The 25,471-nt window shown below is 68.4% G+C and carries 25 protein-coding genes and 3 pseudogenes; 18 read left to right on the top strand and 10 right to left on the bottom strand.

The window, feature by feature from the left end; translation table 11 throughout:
* Window positions 1–10 precede the first annotated feature (10 nt).
* The 10 genes and pseudogenes from ACFQE0_RS14325 to ACFQE0_RS14280 all read left to right on the top strand — a co-directional run bounded on the left by ACFQE0_RS14325 (window position 11) and on the right by ACFQE0_RS14280 (window position 10,011).
* Window positions 11–748 carry a response regulator transcription factor gene (locus ACFQE0_RS14325; RefSeq protein WP_378970729.1) on the top strand — a complete coding sequence of 246 codons (738 nt, stop codon included), beginning with the start codon at window positions 11–13 and terminating at the stop codon, window positions 746–748.
* Window positions 745–2,079: an ATP-binding protein gene (locus ACFQE0_RS14320; protein ID WP_378970727.1), complete on the top strand. Its 1,335-nt coding sequence runs from the start codon at window positions 745–747 to the stop codon at window positions 2,077–2,079. The genes ACFQE0_RS14325 and ACFQE0_RS14320 overlap by 4 nt, the downstream gene beginning before the upstream one ends.
* Before the next feature lie 96 nt (window positions 2,080–2,175).
* Window positions 2,176–2,430, top strand: coding sequence for a hypothetical protein (locus tag ACFQE0_RS14315; RefSeq protein WP_378970725.1), 255 nt, complete (start codon window positions 2,176–2,178; stop codon window positions 2,428–2,430).
* Between the two features lie 225 nt (window positions 2,431–2,655).
* Complete coding sequence (locus tag ACFQE0_RS14310) at window positions 2,656–2,853, top strand: hypothetical protein (RefSeq protein ID WP_378970723.1); 198 nt, start codon at window positions 2,656–2,658, stop codon at window positions 2,851–2,853.
* A gap of 415 nt (window positions 2,854–3,268) precedes the next feature.
* Window positions 3,269–3,574: a hypothetical protein gene (locus tag ACFQE0_RS14305; protein ID WP_378970721.1), complete on the top strand. Its 306-nt coding sequence runs from the start codon at window positions 3,269–3,271 to the stop codon at window positions 3,572–3,574.
* A 123-nt stretch (window positions 3,575–3,697) separates the two neighbouring features.
* A pseudogene (locus ACFQE0_RS14300) lies at window positions 3,698–5,055 on the top strand (efflux RND transporter periplasmic adaptor subunit).
* Between the two features lie 12 nt (window positions 5,056–5,067).
* The gene (locus tag ACFQE0_RS14295) at window positions 5,068–8,316 is read left to right on the top strand and encodes an efflux RND transporter permease subunit (protein WP_378970719.1); all 3,249 of its coding nucleotides are present in this window, start codon (window positions 5,068–5,070) and stop codon (window positions 8,314–8,316) included.
* Window positions 8,317–8,320: 4 nt separating this feature from the next.
* Window positions 8,321–8,868: pseudogene (locus ACFQE0_RS14290) on the top strand (threonyl-trna synthetase).
* Between the two features lie 45 nt (window positions 8,869–8,913).
* Complete coding sequence (locus ACFQE0_RS14285) at window positions 8,914–9,831, top strand: cation diffusion facilitator family transporter (RefSeq protein ID WP_378970717.1); 918 nt, start codon at window positions 8,914–8,916, stop codon at window positions 9,829–9,831.
* 9 nt (window positions 9,832–9,840) lie between these two features.
* Entirely contained in the window at window positions 9,841–10,011 is a 171-nt protein-coding gene (locus ACFQE0_RS14280) for a hypothetical protein (protein ID WP_378970715.1), read from the top strand.
* Between the two features lie 394 nt (window positions 10,012–10,405).
* On the opposite strand, the gene ACFQE0_RS14275 is transcribed toward ACFQE0_RS14280, so the two are convergent.
* From ACFQE0_RS14275 to ACFQE0_RS14265, 3 genes and pseudogenes are all read right to left on the bottom strand, one after another.
* Window positions 10,406–11,383, bottom strand: a complete 978-nt coding sequence (locus tag ACFQE0_RS14275) for an Ldh family oxidoreductase (protein WP_378970713.1) — start codon at window positions 11,381–11,383, stop codon at window positions 10,406–10,408.
* A 109-nt stretch (window positions 11,384–11,492) separates the two neighbouring features.
* Window positions 11,493–12,151, bottom strand: a pseudogene (locus ACFQE0_RS14270) (aspartate/glutamate racemase family protein).
* Between the two features lie 279 nt (window positions 12,152–12,430).
* Complete coding sequence (locus tag ACFQE0_RS14265; RefSeq protein WP_378970711.1) at window positions 12,431–12,988, bottom strand: sugar O-acetyltransferase; 558 nt, start codon at window positions 12,986–12,988, stop codon at window positions 12,431–12,433.
* 144 nt (window positions 12,989–13,132) lie between these two features.
* Between ACFQE0_RS14265 and ACFQE0_RS14260 the strand changes: the two genes are divergently transcribed.
* The 3 genes from ACFQE0_RS14260 (at window position 13,133) to ACFQE0_RS14250 (ending at window position 15,719) form a co-directional block, all read left to right on the top strand.
* Window positions 13,133–13,678, top strand: coding sequence for a TetR/AcrR family transcriptional regulator (locus ACFQE0_RS14260; RefSeq protein ID WP_378970709.1), 546 nt, complete (start codon window positions 13,133–13,135; stop codon window positions 13,676–13,678).
* A gap of 385 nt (window positions 13,679–14,063) precedes the next feature.
* Entirely contained in the window at window positions 14,064–15,083 is a 1,020-nt protein-coding gene (locus ACFQE0_RS14255; protein WP_378970706.1) for a YihY/virulence factor BrkB family protein, read from the top strand.
* Between the two features lie 204 nt (window positions 15,084–15,287).
* The gene (locus ACFQE0_RS14250; protein WP_378970704.1) at window positions 15,288–15,719 is read left to right on the top strand and encodes a response regulator; all 432 of its coding nucleotides are present in this window, start codon (window positions 15,288–15,290) and stop codon (window positions 15,717–15,719) included.
* Between the two features lie 182 nt (window positions 15,720–15,901).
* Here the strand turns inward: ACFQE0_RS14250 and ACFQE0_RS14245 are convergent, their stop codons facing one another.
* The 3 genes from ACFQE0_RS14245 to ACFQE0_RS14235 are packed head-to-tail and all read right to left on the bottom strand — an operon-like array spanning window position 15,902 to window position 18,068.
* Complete coding sequence (locus tag ACFQE0_RS14245; RefSeq protein WP_378970701.1) at window positions 15,902–16,375, bottom strand: hypothetical protein; 474 nt, start codon at window positions 16,373–16,375, stop codon at window positions 15,902–15,904.
* Window positions 16,372–17,055, bottom strand: coding sequence for a UV DNA damage repair endonuclease UvsE (gene uvsE / locus ACFQE0_RS14240; protein ID WP_378970699.1), 684 nt, complete (start codon window positions 17,053–17,055; stop codon window positions 16,372–16,374). The genes ACFQE0_RS14245 and uvsE overlap by 4 nt, the downstream gene beginning before the upstream one ends.
* Complete coding sequence (locus ACFQE0_RS14235) at window positions 17,052–18,068, bottom strand: DHH family phosphoesterase (protein ID WP_378970697.1); 1,017 nt, start codon at window positions 18,066–18,068, stop codon at window positions 17,052–17,054. The genes uvsE and ACFQE0_RS14235 overlap by 4 nt, the downstream gene beginning before the upstream one ends.
* Before the next feature lie 628 nt (window positions 18,069–18,696).
* On the opposite strand from ACFQE0_RS14235, the gene ACFQE0_RS14230 reads away from it, so the two are divergent.
* A complete protein-coding gene (locus ACFQE0_RS14230; protein WP_378970695.1) occupies window positions 18,697–19,107 on the top strand; it encodes a hypothetical protein in 411 nt (136 codons plus the stop codon).
* Here the strand turns inward: ACFQE0_RS14230 and ACFQE0_RS14225 are convergent.
* Window positions 19,104–19,541: a response regulator gene (locus tag ACFQE0_RS14225; protein WP_378970693.1), complete on the bottom strand. Its 438-nt coding sequence runs from the start codon at window positions 19,539–19,541 to the stop codon at window positions 19,104–19,106. The two genes, ACFQE0_RS14230 and ACFQE0_RS14225, sit on opposite strands and share 4 nt — an antisense overlap.
* 30 nt (window positions 19,542–19,571) lie before the next feature.
* Window positions 19,572–20,084, bottom strand: a complete 513-nt coding sequence (locus ACFQE0_RS14220; protein ID WP_378970690.1) for a GAF domain-containing protein — start codon at window positions 20,082–20,084, stop codon at window positions 19,572–19,574.
* Window positions 20,085–20,408: 324 nt separating this feature from the next.
* On the opposite strand from ACFQE0_RS14220, the gene ACFQE0_RS14215 reads away from it, so the two are divergent.
* The 4 genes from ACFQE0_RS14215 to ACFQE0_RS14200 all read left to right on the top strand — a co-directional run bounded on the left by ACFQE0_RS14215 (window position 20,409) and on the right by ACFQE0_RS14200 (window position 23,663).
* Window positions 20,409–20,837, top strand: coding sequence for a LexA family protein (locus tag ACFQE0_RS14215; RefSeq protein WP_092044055.1), 429 nt, complete (start codon window positions 20,409–20,411; stop codon window positions 20,835–20,837).
* Window positions 20,834–22,120, top strand: a complete 1,287-nt coding sequence (locus ACFQE0_RS14210) for a Y-family DNA polymerase (RefSeq protein ID WP_378970688.1) — start codon at window positions 20,834–20,836, stop codon at window positions 22,118–22,120. The genes ACFQE0_RS14215 and ACFQE0_RS14210 overlap by 4 nt, the downstream gene beginning before the upstream one ends.
* 634 nt (window positions 22,121–22,754) lie before the next feature.
* Window positions 22,755–23,105: a hypothetical protein gene (locus ACFQE0_RS14205; RefSeq protein WP_378970685.1), complete on the top strand. Its 351-nt coding sequence runs from the start codon at window positions 22,755–22,757 to the stop codon at window positions 23,103–23,105.
* 225 nt (window positions 23,106–23,330) lie between these two features.
* Window positions 23,331–23,663, top strand: coding sequence for a hypothetical protein (locus ACFQE0_RS14200; protein WP_378970683.1), 333 nt, complete (start codon window positions 23,331–23,333; stop codon window positions 23,661–23,663).
* A 75-nt stretch (window positions 23,664–23,738) separates the two neighbouring features.
* Here the strand turns inward: ACFQE0_RS14200 and ACFQE0_RS14195 are convergent, their stop codons facing one another.
* Window positions 23,739–24,533 (bottom strand): hypothetical protein, encoded by a 795-nt coding sequence (locus ACFQE0_RS14195; protein ID WP_378970681.1) that lies wholly within the window; start codon window positions 24,531–24,533, stop codon window positions 23,739–23,741.
* 84 nt (window positions 24,534–24,617) lie between these two features.
* A complete protein-coding gene (locus tag ACFQE0_RS14190) occupies window positions 24,618–25,349 on the bottom strand; it encodes a hypothetical protein (protein WP_378970678.1) in 732 nt (243 codons plus the stop codon).
* Window positions 25,350–25,471: the final 122 nt, after the last annotated feature.

Genomic DNA, 25,471 nt, shown 5'->3' with positions numbered 1-25,471 from the left:
GGGACTGACGGTGAACAACACGCTCGATGCATCACCCGAGGCGGCCCATGTCCTCCTCGTCGAGGACGATGACGGCATGCGCGTGCTCGTGACCCGCATCCTGCGCGAAAGCGGGTTCCGGGTCACGGGCTGTCGCGGCGGCGCTGAGATGTGGTCGTTCTTGCCAAGCCTCGCCGTCGACCTCGTCCTGCTAGACGTCATGCTGCCCGGGGCCTCTGGGTTCGACCTGCTGAGGGCCCTTCGCGCGAGGGGCACCGTACCCGTCATCATGCTGAGCGCCCGGAACGAGGAGGCGGACCGGGTGCTCGGGCTGGAGCTCGGGGCCGACGACTACGTCGCCAAGCCGTTCGGCCGGCCGGAACTCCTCGCCCGCATCCGGGCGGTGCTGCGCCGGACCTTCATCGCGCCGATGCCGGCGACGGCGCGGGCCGAGGTCATGACCTTCGCCGGGTGGCGGCTTGACCTGCGCAGCCGCGTCCTGACCGATCCCGAGGGGGCCGCCGTCGACCTGTCCGGCGCGGAGCATGACCTGCTGCTGGTCTTCATCGAACACCCCGGGCGGGTGCTCGGCCGCGAGCAGATCCTGGAAATGAGCCGCGGGCGCCTGTCCTCCCCCTCCGACCGCAGCGTCGACACCCTGGTCAGCCGGCTCCGGCGCAAGCTCGAACCACCCGCGGGCGTGGCCCCGGTCATCAAGACCGTGCGCGGCTCCGGCTACATGCTGGCCGCCAAGGTGGAGCGGGCATGAAGGCCCTCGTCGACCTCGCCCGCAGCCTGGAAGGGCGGACGGTCGCCGTGCTGCTACTCGCGGTCCTCCTCGTCCACGGCGGGGCGCTCACGATCTATCGGCGCTCGGCAGCGGCCGCGGCCGACGAAGCCTTCGCGACGGAGGTCGCCCGGCAGCTCGTCCTGGCGCGCGAGGCGGTCCTGCGGCGCCCCCCGGATGCGCGCGCGACGGAGGCCAAGGCTCTCTCCTCGAACCATTTCGAGATCGGCTGGGACCCTCGCGGGCAAGCCCGGACCGCCACGGCGACCGATCCCGTCCTCCGGGACTTGCGCGACCGCCTCGTGGCGCTCGAACCGATCCTGGACCCCGGGTTGACCCTCACCTTGGAGGCACCGAACGAGCCGCTCCACCGACAGGACCTGCGCGGGTCGTTCCCGCTCCTGGACGGTGGCGCACTTACGTTCCGCTCGGCCCATGGGCCGAGCCTCAACCCAGTCACCCCATGGGCGTCGCTCGCGACGGCCATGGCCATCCTCATCGGGGTGGCCGCCGTCGTCCTGATGCATCGCATCGCCGGGCCGCTTCGCGAGCTGACGCAGGCGACCGGCCGGATCGGGCATGGCGCGGTCGTGCGGCTGCCCGAGATCGGTCCCGACGAGATGCGCGGCATCGCCCGGGCGCTCAACGCGATGCAGGACCGCATCCATCGCCTCGTCGGCGAGCGGACGCAGGCTCTCGCCGCCGTCTCACACGACCTGCGCACGCCGATGGCGCGGTTGCGCCTGCGTCTCGACCGCGTCGAGGACGAGGGCGAGCGCCGCGCCATGGCGTCCGACCTCGACGAGATGCAGGCGATGGTCGAGGCCACGCTCGCCTACCTTCGCGGCGACGCCGACCCGGAGACGCGCCAGGTCACCAACGTGGCGAGCGTCCTGATGGGCATCGCGGACGCCTCGGTGGATGCGAACCGGGACGTTGTCTTCGAGGGGCCTGCCCGAGCGCTCGCGACGGTGCGGTCGAGCGCCTTTCGCCGGGCGCTGGAGAACCTCGTCGACAACGGCGTGCGCTACGGGACGCGGGTCCGCATCGGCTTGCGCGTCGAGGATGCGGCCATGATGCTGCAGGTCGACGACGATGGTCCCGGCATCCCGCCGGCGGAAATCGCCCGCGCCTTTGAGCCTTTCGTCAGGCTGGAGGGCTCGCGAAACCGGAACACCGGCGGGACGGGGCTCGGGCTGACCATCGCCAAGCGGGCCGTGGAGGCGGACGGTGGCTCCCTCGAACTGATTAACCGGCCCGGGGGCGGCCTGCGGGCCGCGATCCGCCTGCCACGGGCTGGCTCCGGGGGCTGACACACTTCGTCACGGACGCGGCGAACGAGAGACACCCGGCTCGGCTATCTCCGTCTTCGACGCGGCGGACGCCGCTTGGGTACGGGAGATGAACCAATGAAGCTTACGATGGCTGCCATTCTTGCCGCGGGCATGCTTGCCGGGGCCGCGGCGCCCGCCCTGGCCATCGACGGCCACGGCAACGCGTCGAATCCCGAACGGGCGGTCCCGAACACCGGCAACGTCTCGGGCGGTCCGGCCCATCGCGACGACCCGCGTATCCGCGAGGCACAGGAGACTCGCCCCGACGGCAAACCCGTGCACGCTGACGGCGACGGCCATGCCCACGGTCACAGCCACGGCAAGAAGTAACGTCCTGTGGAGGGCCCTCGGGGACGGCGCGATGCGGATGCTGCCCCTTCTGTTCGTTTTCGCCCTCCTCGCGGCAGGCATCGGCTACGCGCTCGGGTGAACCGCGCCCGCACGGGACATGTTTCACAGCGCGCATCCGCCCCTCAAACGCGCCGTGGAAGGCCCGCTCCAGCGCGAGCCGGAGCGGGCACCTCCAACCCAAGGCCTTCAATCGTCGAAGTCGTGATGATGATGGTGATGCGGCCGCCCATCGTGGAACCCACGGTCGTCGTACCTCCGCGGGTGGTGATGGCGGACGACAACGTCGTCATGGTCGCCGTGGCGGTAGACATCGACGTGCTCGTGCGGTCGGCGGTAGCCATAACCACCTTGGTAGTATTGCGCGGAAGCCGTCATTGGCGTGAACGCAAGGACCAACGCTAGACCCGCGAGGAACGTCCTAATGTACCGCTCCGAAGCTGCATCCGAAAATCGGTACGGTGTTCCGTACCGATTGAACCCGCCCTGAAACCGCCGTTCAGCGAATGGCAACCTTCAAGAGCTTCGTAACCGAGAAGGGCGGGAATGCGCCGGTCGATCTGCTCCTCTGGAAGGTATTTGTGAAGCAAGCATGGCGCGCCTCGCCAGGGAGCCGAACGAGGAAATTTTTGGTCGTCGGAGAGAAGACATCGTCTTCACTTTCCCGCGTCGGTGGAAAGTTTGTTCACGCCGAGTTCAACGGGACGGGTCGATGCTTGGTGCAATCCGGAGTGAAGCACACATAAGGCCGGAGATGATTTCAGGGCGCGGACATAGCCGCCGGGGAGCGGTGCGAGGATGGTGGGCGTTCGCTGCCCGCATGCTCGCGCTTGTGCTCGCCCTGTCTTTGGTGTCGCCCCTGGCCAGTCTCGCGGACGACCTGGCCTACTACGCCGGCGGCCAAACCCACGTCACCGAGCTCGCGAGCGTCGACATCGCGCCCCACGCGGACGCGTCCGATCCCGGCTTGGCCAGCCATCTCCATTGCGGCTGCCATCAGGCTGCGCCCCTCAAGACCGCCTTGGTGGAGCCGCTCTTCGACGGCGTGCGCCCGCGGTACGCCCGGCTGACCGTTGCCGTGTCCTCGGTTTCCCCGGATCCCATGCCGAGGCCGCCCCGCACCTGAGGTGACGCCGCGAAGGCACGCGTCGTCGACCCAGGGCTGACCGCCTCCGGACCGTTCCCCCACACCATCCAGCAGGACTGTTCGGCGCCCCTCGGCGCGCCGGGTCCTGGCCGAGCCGACATCATGCGCATCTTCCTGATCGCGGCCCTGGTGGCCGCCAGCGTCCTCGTGGGCGCCATAGTCCCCTCCGTGTCGGGGTTCGTCCGCGGCCTCCTCGCCTCGGCCGGGTTGTCACCGACCGCCCTGACCTTCGCCGCCGGGCCGGAACCCGGGTCGCCCGGGGAGCCTCGCCACGACGTGGGCGACGGGCACGACCACGGCGCGGCGGCCCCCGCCAAGGCCGCGGAACCCAAGGCCGGCGACGGGCACGCCCACGGCGAGCACGCCCATTCCGAGGCCGAGGGCGAGGAGGGTCACGTCAAAATGAACGCCCGGCAGATCGAGAGCCAGAACATCAAGGTGGCCAAGGTTGAAGGCGGCCTGCTGTCGCGACACATCCTCGTGCCGGGCACGATCACGACGGACGCCGACCGGATCGCGCGCGTCCCGGTTCGCGTCGTCGGCACGGTGTCCGAGATGCGCAAGCGCCTCGGCGACGACGTGCGGAAGGGGGACGTCGTCGCCGTTTTGGACAGCCGCGAGGTGGCGGACGCCAAGAGCGAATACCTCACCGCCATGGTCCAATCGGACCTGCAGAAGGTGAACTTCGAGCGCCAGCAGCGTCTGCTCGCCTCCGCGGCGGCATCCCAGGCAGCCTTCGACAACGCCAAGGCGACATTCCAGGAGAACCAGCTCCGCGTCGACCTCGCCCGGCAGAAGCTTTCGGCGCTCGGCCTGAACGCGGCCGAGGTCGCCGCCGCGCAGAAGCGCGACGAAGCCACGCCCAACGCCTCGACGCTCCGCCAGTACGAGTTGCGGGCGCCGATCTCCGGCCGCATCGTCGAGCGCAAGGTCGACGTGGGCACCGCCGTCGGCAAGGAGGGCGACCCGGCCGACGTCTACACCGTGGCCGACCTCTCGACCGTCTGGATCGAGCTCGCGGTGCCGACCTCGGACCTCGACGAGGTGCGCGAGGGGGCGCGGGTCACGATCGCCCGCGGCGGGCGCAGCGAGCAGGGCAAGGTCGTGTTCGTCAGCCCGCTCCTGAATGCCGAGACCCGCTCGGCCCGGGTGGTGGTCTCGCTGCCGAACAAGGACATGGCGTGGCGCCCGGGGACCTACGTCACGGCCGAGGTCGAGACCGAGACCGACCGGGTGCCCGTCCGGGTCGCCAAGGCGTCGCTCCAGACCGTCGAGGGTAAGCGCGTCGTCTTCGTGCGCACCGAGGAGGGTTTCGAGAAGCGCGAGGTCGAGCCGGGCGCTCGGACGACGACGCGTTCGAGGTCGTCTCCGGCCTCAAACCCGGCGAGGACATCGCCGTCGCCAACACCTTCCTCCTCAAGGCCGAGCTCGGAAAGAGCGAAGCCGACCACGGCCATTGAGGAGCGCAAGACATGATCTCGAAGATCCTCGATGTCTCTGTCCACCAGCGCTGGCTGGTGCTGCTCCTGTCGCTGCTGGCCGCTGCCTTCGGCGGCTACGCGGTGACCAGGCTGCCCATCGACGCGGTGCCCGACATCACGAACAACCAAGTGCAGATCAACACGACCGCGCCCTCCCTGTCGCCGGTCGACATCGAGAAGCAGGTCACCTACCCGGTCGAGACCGCGCTCGCCGGCATCAAGGGGCTGGACTACACCCGCTCGCTCTCGCGCAACGGCTTCTCACAGGTCACCGCCGTCTTCGCCGAGAAGCTCGACATCTACTTCGCCCGCCAGCAGGTCGCCGAGCGCCTGTCCCAGGTGAAGCGGGACCTGCCGCCGGGCGCCGAGCCCGCCATGGGGCCGATCTCGACCGGGCTCGGCGAGATCTACATGTGGTCGATCCACTACGCGAAGCCCGGCGAGCGGACGGTGTCGGCCGACGGCAAGCCCGGCTGGCAACCCGACGGTAGCTACCTGACCACCGAGGGCCAGCGCCTCAGGACCGAGTTGGAGCAGACCGCCTACCTGCGGACCGTGCAGGACTGGATCATCCGCCCGCAGGTCAGGACCGTGCCCGGTGTGGCCGGGGTGGACGGCATCGGCGGCTACGAGAAGCAGTACCACGTCCAGCCGGACCCCAATAAGCTCGCCTCCCTCGACCTGTCCTTCGCCGACGTCGCCCGCGCGCTGGAGAGCAACAACGCCAACCAGGGCGCCCGCTACCTGGAGGACAACGGCGAGGGCTACGTCGTGCGTGCGGCCGGGCGCCTGGAGGACATGGACGACATCGGCGACGTGGTGGTCGCGACCCGTGGCGGCGTGCCGGTGCGGGTCAAGGACATCGCCGAGGTCCGCATCGGGCGCGACCTTCGTACCGGCTCGGGCAGCGAGGACGGCCGGGAGGTCGTCGTCGGCACTGCGCTGATGCTGATCGGCGAGAACAGCCGCACGGTGGCCGCCGCCGTCGACGCGCGGATGGACCAGATCCGCAAGAGCCTGCCACCAGGAATCGAAGTCCAGACCGTCCTCGACCGGACCCGCCTCGTCGAAGCGACCGTATGGACGGTGGCCAAAAATCTGTCCGAGGGCGCCGCCCTCGTCATCGTCATCCTGTTCCTGCTGCTCGGCAACATCCGCGCCGCTCTCATCACGGCGCTGGTGATCCCGGTGGCCATGCTGATGACCATGACCGGGATGGTCGAGGCGCGGATCTCGGCGAACCTGATGAGCCTGGGCGCCCTCGACTTCGGGCTGATCGTCGATGGCGCCGTCATCATCACCGAAAACGCGCTGCGTCATCTCGCCGAACGGCAGCACGAACTCGGGCGGACCCTCGACACCGAGGAGCGTCTGCGGACCGTCCAGGCCTCGGCCGAGGAGATGATCAAGCCGTCCCTGTACGGGCAGGCGATCATCGTCCTGGTCTACGTGCCGCTCCTGACCTTCACGGGCGTGGAGGGCAAGATGTTCGAGCCGATGGCGCTGACGGTGATCATCGCGCTGGTCTCGGCCTTCGTGCTGTCCCTGACCTTCGTGCCGGCCCTCATCGCCATCGTCATCACCGGCAAGGTCACCGAGACGGACAACCTCATCATCCGGGCGCTGAAGGCGGCCTACCGGCCGGTGCTTGGTGCCGCGGTGCGGGGTCCGTTCGCCTTCATCGGGGCGGCCCTGCTGCTGCTCGTCGGGGCGGGACTCCTGTTCACCCGGCTCGGGACCGAGTTCATCCCGCAACTCGACGAGAAGAGCATCGCGCTCAACGCGACCCGCATCCCCTCGACCTCGCTGAGCCAGTCGCAGGCGATGCAATTGAACGTCGAGAAGGCGGTCTCGAAGTTCCCGCAGGTGGCGTACGTCTTCTCGAAGACCGGCACGGCCGAGGTCGCCTCCGACCCGATGCCGCCGAACTCGTCCGACACCTTCGTCATGCTCAAGCTGCGGGAGGAATGGCCGGACCCGAGCCTATCGAAGGCCGACCTGCAGGAGCAGATCGAGAAGGCGGTGGGGGCGCTGGCGGGCAACGTCTACGAGTTCTCGCAGCCGATCCAGCTCCGCTTCAACGAGCTTCTGGCCGGCACCCGCGGCGACCTCGCCGTCAAGGTGTTCGGCGAGGAATTCGAGCCGATGCTGAAGGCCGCCAACGCGATCGCGACGGCGCTGAAGGGCATCGACGGCGCCGAGGACGTGAAGGTCGAGCAGACGGCGGGCCTGCCCTTCCTGGAAATCAAGATCAACAAGCCCGAGGCGGCGCGCTACGGCCTCAGCACCGGGGCGATCCAGGAGGTCATCGGCGCGGCCATCGGCGGCAAGGAGGCTGGCGTCGTCTTCGAGGGCGACCGGCGCTTCCCCATCGTCGTGCGCCTGACCGACAAGGTGCGCGAGGACCGGGAGGCTTTGGAGAACATCCCGGTGCCGCTGCCGCCCGGCCCGAACGGCAAGGCGAGCTCGGTCCTGCTCAAGCAGGTCGCGAGCTTCTCGGTGACCGAAGGGCCGAACCAGATCTCGCGTGAGAACGGCAAGCGCCGGGTGGTCGTCACCGCCAATGTCCGTGGCCGCGATATCGGCTCGCTCGTTGCGGAGGCGCAAGGCAAGGTCGGGAATCAAGTGCAGTTGCCACCGGGATACTACGTGACCTGGGGCGGGCAGTTCGAGAACCTCGCCTCGGCCAAGCAGCGGCTCATGGTGGTGGTGCCGGTCTGCTTCTTCCTGATCTTCCTGCTGCTCTATTCAGCCCTGGGCTCGCCGCGGGATGCGCTGCTGGTGTTCAGCGCGGTGCCGCTGGCGCTCACAGGCGGTATCGTCGCCTTGTGGCTGCGCGGCATGCCGGTGTCGGTGCCAGCGGCAGTCGGCTTCATCGCGCTGTCGGGCGTGGCGGTCCTCAACGGGCTGGTCATGCTGACCTTCATCAAGCAGCTCGTGGCGGAGGGCCGCCCGAAGCGGGAGGCCATTCTGGAGGGGGCCATGACCCGGCTCCGGCCGGTGGCGATGACAGCGCTGGTCGCGTCGCTCGGCTTCGTTCCGATGGCCATCGCCACCGAGACCGGCGCCGAGATCCAGCGCCCGCTCGCCACTGTGGTCATCGGCGGCCTGATCAGCGCCACCCTGCTGACGCTGGTGGTCCTGCCGGCCCTCTACGCGCGCTTCGGCCGGGTCCGGACCGCCGAGGCCGCGGCGCGGGTCCTGGAGCCGGAGCGGCCCCGTCTCAAGGCGGCGGAATAGGACGATGCTCCCGACATCCCTCTACGCGACCGCGCTGGCCGTCCTCACGCTGGCGGGTCCGGCCGGGGCGGCGGGATCGGGCGACGCGCCGTTCGGCCTGGCGTGGGGACCTGTCGCCAACGTGCCCCGCCCGCTCATGGCCGACCGCGAGGCGAACCTGACGGCTCTGTACTACCCGCAGGGCATGGCCCCGGCCATCGGCCCCGGGACCGCCGGGGTGATCCTCGTGGTCTGCCGCGACGAGGGGCTGCAGCAGGTGATCTGGGTCGGCCTCCCCTTGCTGGGGAGGCCGGCGAGCGGGCGCGCCGGGCCATTCGCGAGGAAGGCGTCCGCCGCTACGGCGAACCCCATCCGGGCGCCGCGCCCGACTCCGAGGTCTGGCCCGGCGGCCGGGCCACGCTGGCTGGCCGCGAGGTCGGGGACGGGCGGCGCGAGCTCGTCATGACCGCCTTCGGCCCTGGTTACGCGGCCTGTTCGGACAGGCATCGCGCCGAGACCGGTCACCCGGCCGGCGCGCACGCGTCGGACCTGGTCGCCCCGGACCTGCCCTAGCCCCCCGACGCATCATCGACCCATCACGGACAAGGAGACGGACCCATGGGACACGGACACTCGCACGGGGGAGGAATTCCCGCGGGCTCGGCGGCGGTCCGGAACAAGGGGCGCCTCGCGGGGGCGCTCGCCCTGACGCTGGCCTACATGGCCGCGGAGGTCGTCGGCGGGCTGCTCACCGGAAGCCTCGCGCTGCTCGCCGACGCCGCGCACATGGTGACCGACGCGGGCGGCCTCGCCCTGTCGCTCCTCGCCATCCACTACGCGGCCAAGGCGCCGACTCCGGGCAAGAGCTTCGGCTACATGCGCTTCGAGATCCTGGCGGCGCTCGCCAACGCCGTCGTGTTGCTCGGGGTGACGGCCTACATCCTCTACGAGGCGTACCGCCGCTTCCTGGAGCCGACAGAGATCCTCGGCTGGCCGATGATGCTGGTGGCCGCCGTGGGCCTCGCCGTGAACCTCGCCAGCATGAAGCTGCTGTCGGGGGGCTCGTCGGACAGCCTCAACGTCAAGGGCGCCTACTTCGAGGTGTTCTCGGATATGCTGGGCTCGGTCGGCGTCATCGCCGCCGCCCTGGTGGTGATGGCGACCGGGTGGCGCTGGGTCGATCCGTTGGTCGGCGCCGGCATCGGCCTGTTCATCGTGCCGCGCACGTGGCGGCTGATGGGCGAGGCCCTGCACATCCTGCTGGAGGGTACGCCGCCGGGCGTCGACCTCGGCGCGCTGAAAGGGGAGATCGAGGCGATGCCGGGGGTGCGGCGCGCCTACGACCTGCATGCCTGGACGTTGACCTCGGGCTTCGACGCGATGAGCGGACACGTGGTCGTGGACGACGTCGCCGTGGGACCCGGCGTGATCCGGGGCGTCCGGAGCCTGATGAAGGACCGCCACGGCATCGAACACGTCACCGTTCAGGTCGAGGACGAGGCGCTCGCCGCCGAGGCCGCCCACCTTCCGATCTAGGTCGCGCCGATGGTCGGCAAGAAGCTCGCCCGGGAGCAACTCGATTGGGGTCGGCGCTCACGGCGGCGCCGACGCGCCCGCCCGGAGATCCGGAAGGCGGCGGCCCGGTCGCTGGTGAGGGCGATGGCGCTGGTCCTGGCCGCGCTCACGTTGCTGGTCACGGCGGCGCGGTATCTGTGATCGGTGCGCCTCCTGATGGTAAGGTGGTCACTGGCCGCGGTGCATATCGAACGCATCCTACTCTTATCCGAGGTTTGGTTCCGAGGCCCTGAACCGGGCGTATGCGTCGTCCGTAGCCGTCGCCACGCCTTCCAGGAAGACGGCAAGGGCGTGATGGCGATGATCCACGACATGCGCCTCGACTGGGCGCCTCGCTGCGTGTCAGCGTGTTCGGCGGCTGTTTCCGATGTGCAACGGCATCGGAGAGACAGCGCTGCCCCATTGGTCCGAGCGTCTATCGAGGATCAGAGTGGATCGCTCCAAACTATCGTAACGAGCATCCCTCACCATCCGGGTTTGATCCCGGTAGCCTTGGCCAGCTTGTGGAGGTCGGCGAGGGTATCCTCTGGTAGGATTAGACCTCCGACGCGGTTCCGCGCGTCGTTGCGGGCCTCGATCTCCCCGGATACAAGACTTCCTCAAAGCCCTGTGCCAGCGGCACGGCCTTCAGGTCGGCGATAAGTCGATCCATACGGGCCGCGAACTCCGCGAGCGGCTGGATCTGGGCGATATCGATCGCGACCATCATTTGGCCCGCACCGCTGCGGTGTTCGGTCTGGTAGGGACCGGTCACGCGCGGCCCGAAGGCGCTGCCGGTGAGCACGCCCGAGAGCATGTCCATCATCAGCGCGATGGCGTAGCCCTTATGCTGGGCCATCGGCAGGATGATCCCGTCGATGGCAGCCACAGGATCGGTGGTTGGCCTGCCCTCGGCGTCGAGGGCCCACCCCTCCGGGATCGACTGTCCCTTCTGTTTCGCGAGGTAAACCTTGCCCCGGGCCACCCCTGTGTTGGCGATGTCGAGAACCATCGGGGCGTGCGAGCCGGCCGGGCAGGCCCAAGACCAGGGATTGGTGCCGACCGTCTTTCTCCGACCGCCCCATGGGGCCATCGCCGGACTGGCATTTGTCGAGAGGAACGCCACACAACCTTCGCGGGCGGCCATCAGGGTGAAGTACATGGCCGTTCCGAAATGCCCGGAGTTGCGCAGCGCGACGGCGCTGACTCCATGTGCCTTAGCCCGGTGGATCGCCTGCCGCATCGCGTGGGCGGTGAGCACTTGGCCCATGCCATCATGCCCGTCGATCACCGCGAGGCCGCCGGCATCGACCACGGTTTCGGGGCGAGCCACCGACGTGCAGGCCCCGGCCTTCAACCGAGCCGTGTACCAGGAGAGCCGCATGACGCCGTGCGACTGATGTCCCCACAGGTCGGCTTGAACGAGGGTGTCGGCGGCAAGCTGCGCCTCGGCAGCGGGCATGCCGGCCGAAGCATACACCGCGGCTGCGAAATCGAGCAGCTTGTCAGCGGGGATGCGTGCGGCGCTTGCCATGAGTGGATCCTGATGTCTCAGCGAGAGAGTGGATTTCGGTTTGCTGGGAGGACCGCGCTACGGGTTTATCGGGCGGCCGTCATTCGGGCGGCGCGGGACGCAATTCGGTCTATCTAAGAACCGCCTCTCGCATTCCCACGACCGCTGCGTGCGGTGCTGTCAGCACCGGAACGCGTATCACCGCTCGGATCGCGTCGGCGGCCCGAGCAGTCGAGAACTGGGCGAGCACGACCGCATCGCAGTCGGCAAGTTCGCGCGCACGCTCGGCTATCAATCTGTCGTGCGTCTCGGCCTCGCCGGCTCGCAATTGTTCCATCGCCCCCTCGACCACCACGGAACGCAAGCTCGCCGGACGACCCGCTTCCCGTGCAAGTTCGTTGAACTCATGCGTCATGGGGGCAATCGACGACCGGAAGGTTGCGAGCATACCGATCCGATCACCCTGCACGATGGCGGCGCGAACATTGCCTCGTTGGGCTTGAGTACCGGTACAGGAACAGACCGGGCCAGCCGTTCGATGGCCGGACCGAATGCAGCGCAGGTGGCCAGGATGCCGGTTGCCCCTTGGTCGAATCCGTAGCGTCCGAACCGCACGAACCGCTCGATCATCCCTTCCGAGATCTCGCCCTCCTCGCGCGCCCGATCCAACGACAGACTCTCATCGAGCAGGTTGACAGTCTCGGCTTCGGGCCATTGCTCGGCGAACGCCGTTTCGATGGGGGCGATGGCGAGTGGCGTGGCGTGGAGGAGGACGATGCGTGGAGGCATTGCTGCTTGGACCTGCGCTGGGTGGCGGCGGCACTCGGCCATTCAGTTCGAGAGGCGCGTGAGCACACCTGTGACGCAAGGCGGAAGCTTCCGAGCCCCAGCGGTATCGTCACCGAAGAGAGCCTTCATGGCTGCTTTGTGACAGCACGGACGGCTCTCGCTACGGCTTGGATGGAGGGGTATCTGCCATTCTAATTTCAGGCAGGAGTGTATGCAGGCGGGCGTTGCCGCCACGTCCGCCGCCGGCAGTCATGTAGGTTCCCTCGTCATGCGCTTTGCTTAGACCCCGCGCAGCCGGGCCGGGTTGCCTGCGGCGATGCCGCCTGCGGGTACATCGCGCGTCACCACGCTGCCGGCTCCGATGATGGCGTTGTCCCCAATGGTGACGCCCGGCATGATGAGTGCCCCGCCGCCGATCCAGACGTTCGCCCCGATGCGGATCGGGCGCCCGAACTCCAGCATCCGCCGACGCTCGACCGGGTCACGCGGGTGGTCGGCAGTGAGGATCTGCACGCCTGGTCCGATCTGGGTCATATCCCCGATGCTGACCGCGACCACATCGAGGATGCAGCAGTTGAAATTCAAGAACACGCCCCGGCCCAGGCTGATGTTGTAGCCGTAGTCGCAATGGAAGGGCGGGCGAATGTTGCAGCCTTCGCCGACCTGCGCGAACGCTTCCGTAAGAAGCGCTTGCCGCTCGGGTTGTGTCTTCGTATTTGTGGCATTGTAGCGGTCGAGCCAGACCGAGATGCGTCGGTTGTCCTCCGCGAGTTCGGGGTCGTCGGCGATGTAGAGATCGCCCGCGAGCATCCGTTGCTTCTGAGAGCGCACATCCATGGATCGGTCCTTTAGAGGTAGGGTTCGGTGCGGCGGTAGCTCGCGACGAAGCGCAACTCGCTTGCATCTGGAAATAGTATGTACAAATGTACGCATGGCTTGTGAAGCTGCTTCCGCCCCGTCCGGCTATGACGTGAGCGCATCGTGACGGTCGCCAAACGACGCCTTGACCCTGACCGTCGCAGCCGCATCATCGACGTGGCGTTGGATGTCATCGCCGAGTATGGGGTCGCCGGCACGACGCACCGCAAAGTGGCCGAAGCCGCGGACGTCCCGCTCGGCTCGATGTCCTATCACTTCAGCGGCATAGACGAGCTTCTCATAGAGGCGTTCCGCCGCTTGGCGGCGACAGTCTCGGCCCGGTTCACGGAACTGCTCGTGGCGGCTCAGACGCCGGACGAGGCACGGCAGGCGGTGGTTGCCATCATCACCGATGGGTCCTGGACAAGCACGCGTCACCTGCTGCTGAGCTATGAACTCTATGCCTTCGGAGCCCGAAACCCGGCGCTCCAGACGGTCATGCGAGATTGGATGGAAGCAAGCCGGCGGGCACTCGAACGACACTTCGACCGCGATACAGCCCGCATGCTGGATGCACTGATCGAAGGTCTGACTATCCACCGCTCGGTCGACCCCGAACCAGTCGACCCCACACGCATCCGGGCCATCGTTGACAAGCTGACCGCGTGACCGCGGTTCGGGCATTCGACGAAAGAACGTTGAGCCGTATGTCGGCCGCAAGCGCTCGGTCATTCAAAAGGCGAGCAAAAAGAAGCAGCGACAATTCGCTCAGGTAAGCGCTTGGGCAAGTTCAAGAACCTCGAAAAATTCTTAATTTTTTAAAAGGCTATGTGACGGACTCCGTCCCCTCCGGACCGGCAGGCCGCCTGATGCCCTCAGCAGGATGACCGGCCATCCTGGGACCAAACGGCATGTACCTGGACCATCGCGACTCGTTCGCCTCGGGACGGTCCGACGCCCTCGCCAAGGCCTGCGGGCAACCGGGAATGGCCTTGCGCGGCCTGCCCCATCGTTCCTGATGATGTAACTCGGTTGAATCATGAGGGAGTCGCCGGTGCCCGTTTCCCGGGCGATCATCGCCATCGTCCGCCGCGCCATGCTGGCAGCGAATGATCACGGCATCAGCTTCATGGCGGCGGGCGTTGCGTTCTGGACCGCACTCGCCCTGTTCCCGGCCGTCATCCTGCTGGTCTGGTTCGCTCATCACCTTCTAGGGGTCGCGGACGTGCGCGATGCCATCAGTGCGGCGACGGATGTCTTGCCCGACAGCGCAGGGGATATCGTCGCGCGGGCGCTCCGGACGGCGGCCGCCTCCGGGTCGGCGGAACGTGGTGCCGGTCTCGCCGGACCTGGCGGGCCGGCAATCGGGCTCGTCTTGAGCCTTTGGAGCGTGATCGTGGCGACGCAAGCGCTGTTCCACGCGCTTGACCTGACATTCGAGACGGAGGGGCGCCGCTCCTGGCTGCGTCTGACGGCGGTGAGCCTGGCTTTCACCCTAGGGGCGCTGATCGTCATGACCTGCGCGTTGGCGGCGGCAGTCGCCATGACGCGTTCGCTCGCCCCCTTCGATGGCGCGTTGCCCGGGTCATTGGTGCGCTGGGCGACAGCCTTCGTCGCCTTCCTCCTGACGGTCACGACCCTGTATCGTATCGCCCCGTCCGACGGCCGGAAGGGCTCGCCGTTCCTGACGGCAGGTGGCTTGTTCGCGGCGGTCGCCCTCTTGGCGGATTGCGCCCTGTTCTCATGGATGGTCAGCCACTTCGCCACGCTCGACGTGACCTACGGCTCGCTCAGCACCGTCGCGGCGTTCCTGCTCTGGCTGTGGGTTTCCGTCGTCATCGTCCTGGCGGGGGCGGAACTCGACATGGCCATCCAACGCGAAAACCGCTTGTACGGAGACGTCGGTACAAGAGGCCGGACCACGGGCGATGGCTGGGTGGAACGTGCCTCGACCTTTCCGGCCCAACCCAATGACGGTTACCCTCCTCCCGCCGCTCCATCTCGGAGTCCTGGGACGGCAAGGCTCGACGCCGCGAACGCCGACGGTGATCGGACCCGGCCCAAGGGACGGTAGGTCAACGATCTGGCGACGAACGTCCCACCCTGGCAGTTTGGCAAGGAGACGGGTTACGAGCGACCTCGGACGACCCTAGCCGGCCGAACTCATACTTCAGGGACGACCTTCGTAATCCTTGGCGGAGCATCATGCGAGCCGTGGCCGTTCGGGTATGAGGGCACGCGGGGACCTTCTTGGCGGTTCACGACTTCTTACCCCGCCATGGCTCACCCTACCCCCTCCTCATCCCCCTGCGCCCTCGTGGTGGACGACGACCCATTCATCCGGATGGATGCGTTGGATATCCTGGAGAATGCCGGGTTCGACACCATGGAAGCCGCGCATGCCGATGCCGCGTTGAAACTGCTGCAGGAGCGCCACACGGATCTCTCCCTGTTGTTCACCGACGTGCACATGCCGGGGGAGATGGACGGCTTCGCCCTGGCCCGCTACGCCGCCAATCGCTGGCCCCACATCTCCATCGTCGTGGCTTCGGGCGAGGCCAAGCCGGCCCCCGGGGACCTTCCGGACAGCGCCCATTTCATCGCCAAGCCGTTCAGCGCGCAGATCGTGCACGATCACCTGAACAGCGTGCTACCGGAGGATCGGAAACCGGAACCGTTGCGCAAGGCACGACGCCCCAGCCCTCGTTGAGTTCACGCGACTGAGCCACCGAAGGTAGGAGCTCGCCTCGATCCCGGGCGGACAGTCACCAAACTGGCCGCCCGGAGATACCCGTCGACGAAGGCATCGGACGCCAGCCCTTGAAGCGGGCAATCCTGCGGATGACCTTGCCCGCAGGTACCGTTAGCCGTCACCCGAGCGTCGTGGGACGTTCACTCCGCCGCCTGCGTCTGCCCCTCGTCCACGTCAGCCTCCTCGTCGGCATCGACGCCTTCCTCCAGTTGCGCCTCGTCGTCGGTCGCTTCCCCCGCGGTGATGCCGAAGCGCGCGGCGACGTCGGGGGCGAAGCGCAGCAGGTCCGGCCTCAAGCGAAGGAGGCTGAGGTCCTTGGACTTGCCCTCCAGCATCACGTCGAAGGTCAGCCCCTCCGCCATCCGCATGAACGTCGCGAACTCGAACGGGTTGGTGAAGTCCGCATGGCCCGTCCAGACCGGCGGCCGCAGCACCGTCTTGACCCGCGCCGTCGCCTTGACCGGCGCCTTGAGAACCTCTTTCGAACCACCGCGGGTCTTACCCGCCTTCGCTGCCTCCCGCTGCTTGGGGGTGATCTTCTGTTTGACCTCCCGCAACTCGGTGCGTGGCGAGGAGAAGTGCATCTTGGGGCGGACACCGGCGGGCCAGGTCACCAGGAAGCGCTCGAACGTGTCGCGGATGTCGAGTCGCTCGGGTTAAGGCACCAGAAGTGCTGGTAGTCGAAGATCAATCTGACGCCGGTGCGCTCGTGTATCCATAGGACGTCCGCCGCCGAGAAACGCAGGTCGTCGTTCTCCAGAACCAGGCGACGCCTGACGTGCTCCGGGCACTGGTTCCAACCCTCGATCCAACGGGCCCGGCTCGCCTCGTGGTCGTCGTAGACGCCGCCGACATGGGTGATCATGACGGCCTCGTCGTCGAGCTCCATCCGGTCCAGCATCTCCGCCTGGCTGGACGAGTCCCAGATACTCTTCCGGGTCAATTCGGGATTGGGGGCGTTCAGCAGGATGTACTGCGACGGGTGGAAAGACAGCCGGATGTCGTAGGCCTTGGCCTTGGCGCCGAACGCGCGCAACTCCGCGTCGCTCTCCGCCACCATGCCGTGGAACTGCGGCATGTCCGGATGGGTCGCGTAGGGCGCGATGTCCGAGGACATCCGGTACATATCGAGGTTCTTTGACTTCAGGTAGTCCAGGACGTGGTCCAGCAGTTCGAGCGAGCACTTCAGGTGCGGGCCCTTCTGCCAACGCCGGGTATCCTGCGACTTGAGGTCCGGTCGGCCCATGACCTTGACCGGGAAGCCCAACCGGAGGGGGCGTTCGTTGCCGGTCATGCGTCCACCTGTGCCTGCGGGAACCCGAGTCCCCGGATGAAGCCGTTCCAGTCGGCATTGCGCAGCGCCCCGCCGGTCGCCTGGGCGTGGCCATTGCCGTAGCGCCCGTCCGCGTTCTCCGGGCGGTGCTGGGCGAGGAAGGCGATGAGGTCGCGCCCGCTGGCAGACCGCGCGGCGAAGTGCACCCAGCCGGGGCGATAGCCCGCGTTGGCCGCGATGACGATCTTGTCCTTGAGGCGCCCACGCCATTGCTGCGCCACCAGGGGATGGATCTGGCACGGCGAGTTAAGCGAGATCAGCGCGACGTCGCCGCCGATTGCGGGTGGGACGCGCTTGGCGACCTCCGTGGCGGCGCGGACCTCCGCCTTGGCCGCTTGCAGGGCCAGGGCGTCCGCGTCATCGCCCTTGGTGATGCGTTTCGGGCCGTCCGACGCCAGTAGAAGCCTCAGCGCCGGCCCCGCATCGGCCGCCGCGGTCCGGCGGGGGGCGTTGACGAGCGACGTGGCGTCCCGCAGCGCCGTCTTGCCCCACCGGGTCTGGGCCTCGGCGATCTCCGGGAAATCGAGGCCCTCCGCCATGTCCCCGATCAGTCCCACGGCCGCCAGCCACAGGAGGTCGGCCTGGTCGCCCAGGGCTCCTGCCGCCCACCACGCCAGAAGGGCGGAGGTGGGCTCGGGGTCGAGACCGTTCCCGCTGATGGTCACGGCACCTTCCGGTTCGCCGGTCGGGACGTGATGGTCGATCACGAGGGTCGGGCAACCCGGCAGGACGGGATCGGCCCGGGTCCCCAGGTCCGCGACGATCAGGCCCCCCGGCCGAAGTTCGGCCAGACGCGCACCGACGTCCGGGTCCCACGGAGACTCGCCCTTGCCCATGACGACGGGACCGGCGTCCTTGCCCGCGTGACGGAGGGCCCGGATCAGGATGGCGGCCGCCGTCAGCCCGTCGGCGTCGAAGTGGCTGACGACCAGGATGGGCCTATCCCCTTCGAAGGTTGCGAGCGCGGCCTCCATTGCGTCCCTGGCGGCGGCCCGGACGTCAGCATCCGGATACAGGCGACCGACCCTGCTCGTCCCTGCCTTGGGGCCCATGAAGCGCTTCGTCCCGTGTGTGCCTGTGTCCGCCCCGGCCGCGACCGGCGATGGATGAGGGGCAGCAGCGTAATCGCTCCTCCCCAACCCCCGAGTGCTCGATTCGATGGGCCACTCCGGCAAAAAAACTTCGGGTTTGTATCGCGGGGCATCGGAAAGGGGATGGCTTTCCGTTCACCATGTGTTCTCAATTCGCGGTTGTCGCCGATGGCCGAATTGGGGCCAGGTTGGGAACGGTTGGGGTTTTCAAAAGGCATGCCTCGTTCGACTTGTCTGTATCCGGCGACCTGCGCAGCTGCGGGTCGTGGCGGCCCATGCCGACGATGCGATGCGGCCGCGATTGCGAGGCGCGCCGTCAGCCTTCGTGAGCGCATCGCCGCGAACGTAGCGGAGGGACGTCCACCCTACGCCAGTCGTCCCCCTGAACCGGACTGCCCGCGTGATGGGGGGCTGACGCCTCGTCCCGGAGCGAGGGACTATCCGGCTTCATGATCGCGGTGGCCGCATCACCTACCGGAAGGCCCTTGATCATCCGGACGATTTCGGACGGTTGGCCGCCCTTGACGTCATTCCGATCATGGAGGCCTGGGACCGGGCCGACACCCGCTACATGCGGACCTACCAGCCCTGGAGCCTGCAGGCACAGGTGGCAACCGTGCCCGACGATTACATCCTTGGCGCGCCGGAGGCGGTGTTCCGAAACCCGCCCGAAGCGGGGTCGTTCGGCACCGGGATCCCGGAGCAGTGCGTCCCGACCTTTCGTGACCCGGTCCGCGCGCACGGGATCCGCGAGGGGTATCGAGCGGCGGCGACTGTCGACGTCGACCACGACCATGCGGACCTAGGTGCGGGGCGGCGAATCTTCTGCCCCACGCGGACGGTGCAGGTCCGGTGGCATGGAGGGGCCCGGGACGCGGCGCCGGGAGCTTCGCACCGAAGGCGTCCGGCGCGGGAAGGCTAATCCAAGATCACGGCGTTCTGCCGCGGGTCCGTTAGCCTGGGAATGGTGGGCGTCCGCTTCCTTTCGGACGCCTCGGCGATCTGCGCCCTCAGATCCGCGGGTGTGAACGGCTTGAGGAGGATACCATCCACCCCGGCCTCGTGGGCCGCATCGACCACCGCGGCGGACCGCGATGTCGTCATCATGAGCGTTATGGCCCGTCCGTTCGTGAGCTTCCGCGCCAGCGTGATGAATGCGGTGGCGGGCATCGGGGCGATGCGCGCGTCGAGTATCACGATGTCGGGGGTTCTCGCCTCCATCTGCCCACGCGCGGTGGGGGTGTCGAAGGCGACGTCGGTGTTGGGCAGTCCGGCGACTCCGAATATCTTGGCGACCAACCGCGCGACGGCGACCTGACCGTCCACGATCAGAATGCGGGCGTCCGCGTGTGTCATCGGTCGACCTTCCGCCGGGGTGTCGCGATCTCAGGCATGGTGATGCTCTGATCGAGCCGCCTGCCGCACCCAGATCTCCCCCGCGACCTGGTCGGCCAACCCCCTCAGGGACTCCACGTCGACCTCGGCCACCGACCGGGGTCGCTGGTCGATGATGCACAAGGCCCCCAGACGGATACCCTCGCCGTAGTAGAGGGGGGCTCCCGCGTAGAACCGGATGTAGGGAGGTCCGACCACGAGGGGATTGTCGGAAAACCTCGGATCCCGGGTTGCGTCGGGGACGATCAGGATCGCGTCCTCGGCCACCACGTAGTTGCAGAACGAGGCGTCCCGCGTCGTCTCGCAAACGTCCAGGCCGACCCTGGCCTTGAACCACTGCCGATGCGCGTCGAGCAGGGTGATCAGGGCGATTGGCGCCGCGAAGGACTGCGCGGCCTCCCGGCACAGGTCATCGAACGCCGGATCCGGCGATGAGTCGAGCAGATCGAGGTGCCTCAGGACCTCCAGGCGCTCTCGCTCATTCGGGGGAACGGGAAAACTCATGCCGCGCGGTCCGACGTCAATTTCTCTTCGGACGATCCTGGGACGGCCGCGATAAGAAATCGTTAGGCCGGCGTGGATGCCTGCCGTTGCGCCGTTCGCGACATCCAGTGTTGACCCGCGCCCTCGGCGCGGTCGTCGCCTTGGCACGGGGCCGGTGCCGCCAACCCCGGTCTGCCGCCCAGCCTTCGCGCGTACCACGGGCCGGGTTTGCGCCTGGGTTATCCACACCCATACACGCGCACGCGATGTCACAAGCTTAACGGCTTGGCGGAACCTCGAGCCTGTGTTCCACTTTTGTTCTTTGCGGATTCGTGGAGCGCGCGCATGCAGGTCCTGGGTGTCACGGTCGGGCTGCCGACCCCGGTCCCCATCCTCGCCAGGGCGGTCCGCGCGGGCTTCCCCAGCCCGGCGGACGACTTCGTCGAGGACGAGATCGACCTTCAGCGTCTGCTAATCGCGAACCGACCGGCGACTTTTCTGGTGCGGGTCGCGGGCGACAGCATGCTCTTGGCCCGCCTGCACGACGGCGACCTCGCGGTGGTCGACCGGTCGCTGACCCCGCGCAACGGCGACGTGGTGGTCGTCGACATCGACGGAGAGCGCTCGTTCAAGGTCTGGCGGCGCCAGGGCCCGCGGGTGATCCTGTCCTTCGCCAACCCGCGCTTCCCCGAGTTCCGCCTCGCCCCGGACGCGGTCGTCGAGGTGTGGGGCGTGGTGTCGGGGTCGATCAACCCGAGGCGCCGCGCGGAATGAGCCGGGCCTACGCCCTCTCCGACGGCAACAGCTTCTACTGCTCGTGCGAGAGGGTGTTCGACGCCCGCCTGGCCCGCGTGCCCGTGATCGTGCTGTCGAACAACGACGGCTGCGCCATTGCCCGGACGCCCGAGGCGAAGGCGCTGGGCATCCGCATGGGCGAGCCGTTCTTCAAGATCCGCGACATGTGCCGGTCGCAGGGCGTGCGGGTCTACTCCTCGAACTACGCCTTGTACGGCGACATGTCGGCCCGGGTGAATACGGTCTACCGAGGCTTCTCCCCCCGCATCGAGATCTACTCCATCGACGAGAGCTTCCTGGACCTCTCTGACGTGCGCGAGGCCGACCGCGTGACCCTGTGCCGGGACATGCGCGAGACCGTGCGGGCATGGACGGGCATTCCGACCTGCGTCGGCATCGGGGCCACCAAGACGCTGGCCAAGCTCGCCAACCACGTGGCCAAGAAGGTGCCCGAGCTCGGCGGGGTGTGCGACCTGACCGATCCGATCCAGTACGACCACTGGATGGCCCGCATCCCTCCCGAGGACATCTGGGGCGTCGGGCCGGCCAACGCCCGCAAGCTGGAGGCGCTGGGCTGCGAGAGCGTCGCCGACGTTCGAGACCTCGACACCCGGGTGGTGCGCAAGGCCATGACGGTGGTGGGCGAGCGCCTCGTACAGGAACTGCGCGGCATGGCCTGCGTCGACCTGGAGGAGGTCGCCCCGACCCGGAAGGGGTGCGCCGTGACCCGGAGCTTCTCCGACCGTGTCGAGGATCTCGCCACCATGGAGCAGGCGGTCGCCACCCACGCCGCAAGGCTGGGCGAGAAGCTGCGCGCCGGCAGGCTCGGGACCGACCACGTCACGGTGTTCTTCCATACCTCGGAGCATGACCGGGACCGGCCGCAGCGGTCGGTCTCGTCGGTGGTGACCCTGCCGGAGGCGTCGAACGACACCTTCGTGCTGGTGAAGGCATGCCTGCACGGCGTCCGGAAGACCTGGAGGGACGGCTACCGCTACTCCAAGGCTGGTGTCGTCACCACGGACCTCGTGCCCCTGGCGGCCTCGCAGCGGGCCTTCCCGGGGCTCGGGCAACTCGACCGGGAGCACGGGGCGGCGCTGATGGGTGCCCTGGATGCCTGCAATCGCCGGTTCGGGCGTGGGGCGGTCGTCCCGGGCAGTGCCGGGTTCGCCCCCAAACGGGAATGGTCGACCAAGTTCGACATGCGGTCGCCTCGCTACACCACCAGGGTCGACGAGGTGCCGGTGGTGATGGCGGCATGAACGATCTACCAGGTGTTCGATCACCAGAATATCGTGGCCGCCGGCTTGATCGATGTCTGCTTCGGAGACGCACACGAGGGCCATCTAGTGGCTGGAATGGGCGCTAGGCGGAATGACCGCTTTCGGCAGCCGGCTTGCGATAGGAATCCGCGGCAACCAGTTGATGGCCAGCTACGACGCCCCTGGGGCCAGGCCGACGCCGTCCGTGCTAAGGACGGCCTCGCCGCGCAAGTCGCCTAGGCTCATGCCGGGCCGCTCCAGACCTTCCTGGATCGCCTCAAGCCGGTGGTCCCCTCGGCCAAGCCGTGCCGCCTTACCCGCCCGGACTACCCCGAGGGGATGCGGGACAGCCACGCGCGCACGCAGCTCCGGGCCGGGGACATCGCCGGATGGGGCTGGGACCGGCTTTCCGCCGCGGCCTCGCTCGACCACGAAGTCGTCGTGACGCTGCGGCCCCGAGTTCGCGCCGACGCGTAGTCCGACGTGCGCCCGCCGTCGGGCGGTGTGCGCCACCTGTGCGCCCGTGAAAATGAACAAATCTTCAGGTTCAGGCGACATGTCCGACTTTAATGGTGACATGTCCTGGTAGCTTGCAAGCCGGCGGGGCATCCTCCTCCCTCACCAGGAGGACACTATGCGCGTCAGGATCTCCACACTGTCCCAGGCCGAGCGCGTCGCCCACACCCGTGACCTCGGCCGCAAGCGCAAGGCAGGTGAAAGGGAGCGCCAGCGCGACGCCGGCAGGCCGATCGCCGCCACGGTCGACCGGGCGGTCGTCGACGCCGTCCGAGGGTTCCTGGCCGCCGACCCCACCGGCTCGCGCCCGATCGCACCGGACGCCCTGCTGCGGACCGTCGCGCTACACCTGCTCCGGCGCTCCCACAGGGCCTACGAGGCCGGGGCCGAAGGCGGGACATTCTCGCGCGAGGGCGTCGAGGCGGCGCTGCGGGATCGCCTCCTCACGCGGGTATCCAGGGCCGCATAGGGGGTCCTGGCGGTCAGCCAAATCCGCGTTACCAACCTCGCGTCAGGCGATTCTTTGGACAGGAGTAACGTTAGGACAACCCTCTGACCCTTAAAGCGCTCGCTGGACACGTCCCAGGTTAACTCGCGGCCAGGAATACCTATCAAAACGCGGGCCGGTCCCCTAGACGCAGGAATCCGCCCAGGCCCATCTTAGGGGCATACCCCGCCGCCGATGGAGCCCCCGATGAACCGGATCGCCGCCGAAGTCTCGCTCGACGTGGTCGGCAAGTTCACCTCCATCGGCAGCGCCATCAACCTGGGGATCCAGATCGCCAAGGCCGAGAGCCGGGCCCGACGCGACGAGGCCGTCGATTCCGTCACGCGGCTCGCCTACCGCCTGCAGGACGCTCGTGACGACCAAGCCGACGCCGAGGAGCGGGCGGCCGCTGCCGAGGCCCGGCTGGCCGCCGTCGAGATGGCGCTGGCTCGGTCCGTGGCCGAGGCGGACGTGCTGCGCGAGGCCCTCCGCGCTGAGATGGATCTGACGGCCGGGCTGAGGCAGATCATTGGCCACTGAGCCGGCGAATCCGAACCCTGAAACGCGAAAGGCCGCCGGTCACCCCGGCGGCCTTTTCTGTCGATCGGGGTGCCCTCAGCCGAAAGCGGGGCGAGGCCCCGGACCGGAACGGCGAGGGGCGTACTCCTCGGCATCGTCCTCGGTGGGCAGCACGGGTCGGGGCCCGCGCTTCATCATGGCCGCCACCTCCGCCCGGTCCGTGGCCGCCCTCGCCCGGATCTCGGCGAGCAGCTTCCGGGTGTCCAGCGCCGCCGGGGCGGGCTGGGAGGCGAGCGGGGGCACCGCGGGGATCCCGGCGAGCGCCGCGCGGCCCTGGACATGCGCGGCGACGTGCGTGATTTCCGCCCTCGCAATGTGGCGCAGGTCGTTGGGCGACAGGCCGGCCAGCCAGGCGCCGACGTTCGGAGGCAGGTCCTGGTCGAGGAAGGCGGCCCGGCCCAAGTCACCGGAGGCTCGGGCCTCGGCGGCCCTCTGCACGGCCCCGCCGAGCATCATAACCTCCTGCAGCTCGGCACGCGCGGCCGGAGGGATCTGTCCCACCGGAAGTGCCGCGGGCCGGCGGTTGTCCCGGTTGACGGCGGCGTCCGCCACATCCCGAGGGCCGACGGGCCGGCGGGGCAGCAGCACCCCGAGCACAGATCCCACGGTCCCGGTCGCGAAGTCCAGCGCCCGGGCCGGTCCGGCCAGGCCCCGACCGGCGAGTTGGGCGGTGTGAGCGACGGCCTCCCGCACGCCACCGGCAACCATGCGGGCGTCGGCCGCGATCGACTGCCCGGCCTCCTTCACTCCGCCGAAAATCGCGCGGATCATGGCCATGACCATCGCGGCGATGGCTGCAGCGGCGCGGGCAAGCTTTTCCTTCAGGTTCATGACGTCTCTCCTTCAAGGCGGGGGGAACGGTGTGCCGCGAGGGAAGCGTGCCTCCCTCGCTTGCAAGGCACAAAGCGGGACATGTCACGCCTCGGGGAAGAGCTGGTCCCGGAGCGCCGGGGGCAGCTGCCGCCTGTGGGCGTGGACGAGCTGCCGAACGTGGGCGGCCTGTACGACGTCGAGCGAATCGGTCGACGCCAAGCGGTGCCCCTCTGCACTCGCCACGGCTGACCAGCCCGCCCCGTTCCGGTCCCTCGCCCGGTCTCCGTCTAGCCCGCTCAGGTGCCGGCACGCCGCGAGCAGGTCGGCCCGGACGTCGGGATCCCGGGCGGCGGCGACGTCCTTCGGCGCGGCGGGCTGGGCGAGCCGGCGGTCCACGGCCGCGACGACGTCCCGGGCCTCCGTCAGGAGCGCGTGCGCGAGGCGGGCTTGCCCCGGCGTGAGCCGCCGTGCCCCGGCAAGCCCCCAAGCCAGTGGTGCCTTGCTCCGGAACGCCCAGCCGTGGCGCGTGAGCCCGTCGGCGAGGGCGTCCTGCACGGCCACGAGGGCGCCCTCGTCCACGCCGCCGTTCGCCACCTTCACCCGGGCGTGGTGCGCGAGGTCCTGCCGGACGTCCTGCTCCCAGCGCGAAATCTGCTTCGGCAGGTCGGGCATCTGCGCCGCGGCCGAGAGGTCCCATTCGATGATGCGATCCCGGACGATGAGGCCAGCCCGCGCCGTGGCGTTGGGGAACCGGGCGAGGAGCCGGTCGCCCTGCTCCGTGCGCCCGGCGATCCAGCGTCCGTGGCCTGCCCGACGCCAAGCCAGGTCAAGCAACGCAGGCGGTTCTCCAAGAGTTGACGCGCTCTCGGTCCTAAGGATCGGGCAATCTATCCTTTGAATCATCGTCCCCTCCAATCTTTGTCAAATGATACTGAACGCCATTTCGCTTCCCGAAG

Origin of the sequence: Methylobacterium komagatae (assembly GCF_042661665.1) — a bacterium.
Classification (GTDB): Bacteria; Pseudomonadota; Alphaproteobacteria; order Rhizobiales; family Beijerinckiaceae; genus Methylobacterium; species Methylobacterium komagatae.
Note: the sequence above shows the minus strand (reverse complement) of the source record. Positions and strands in the feature narration are given on the sequence as shown.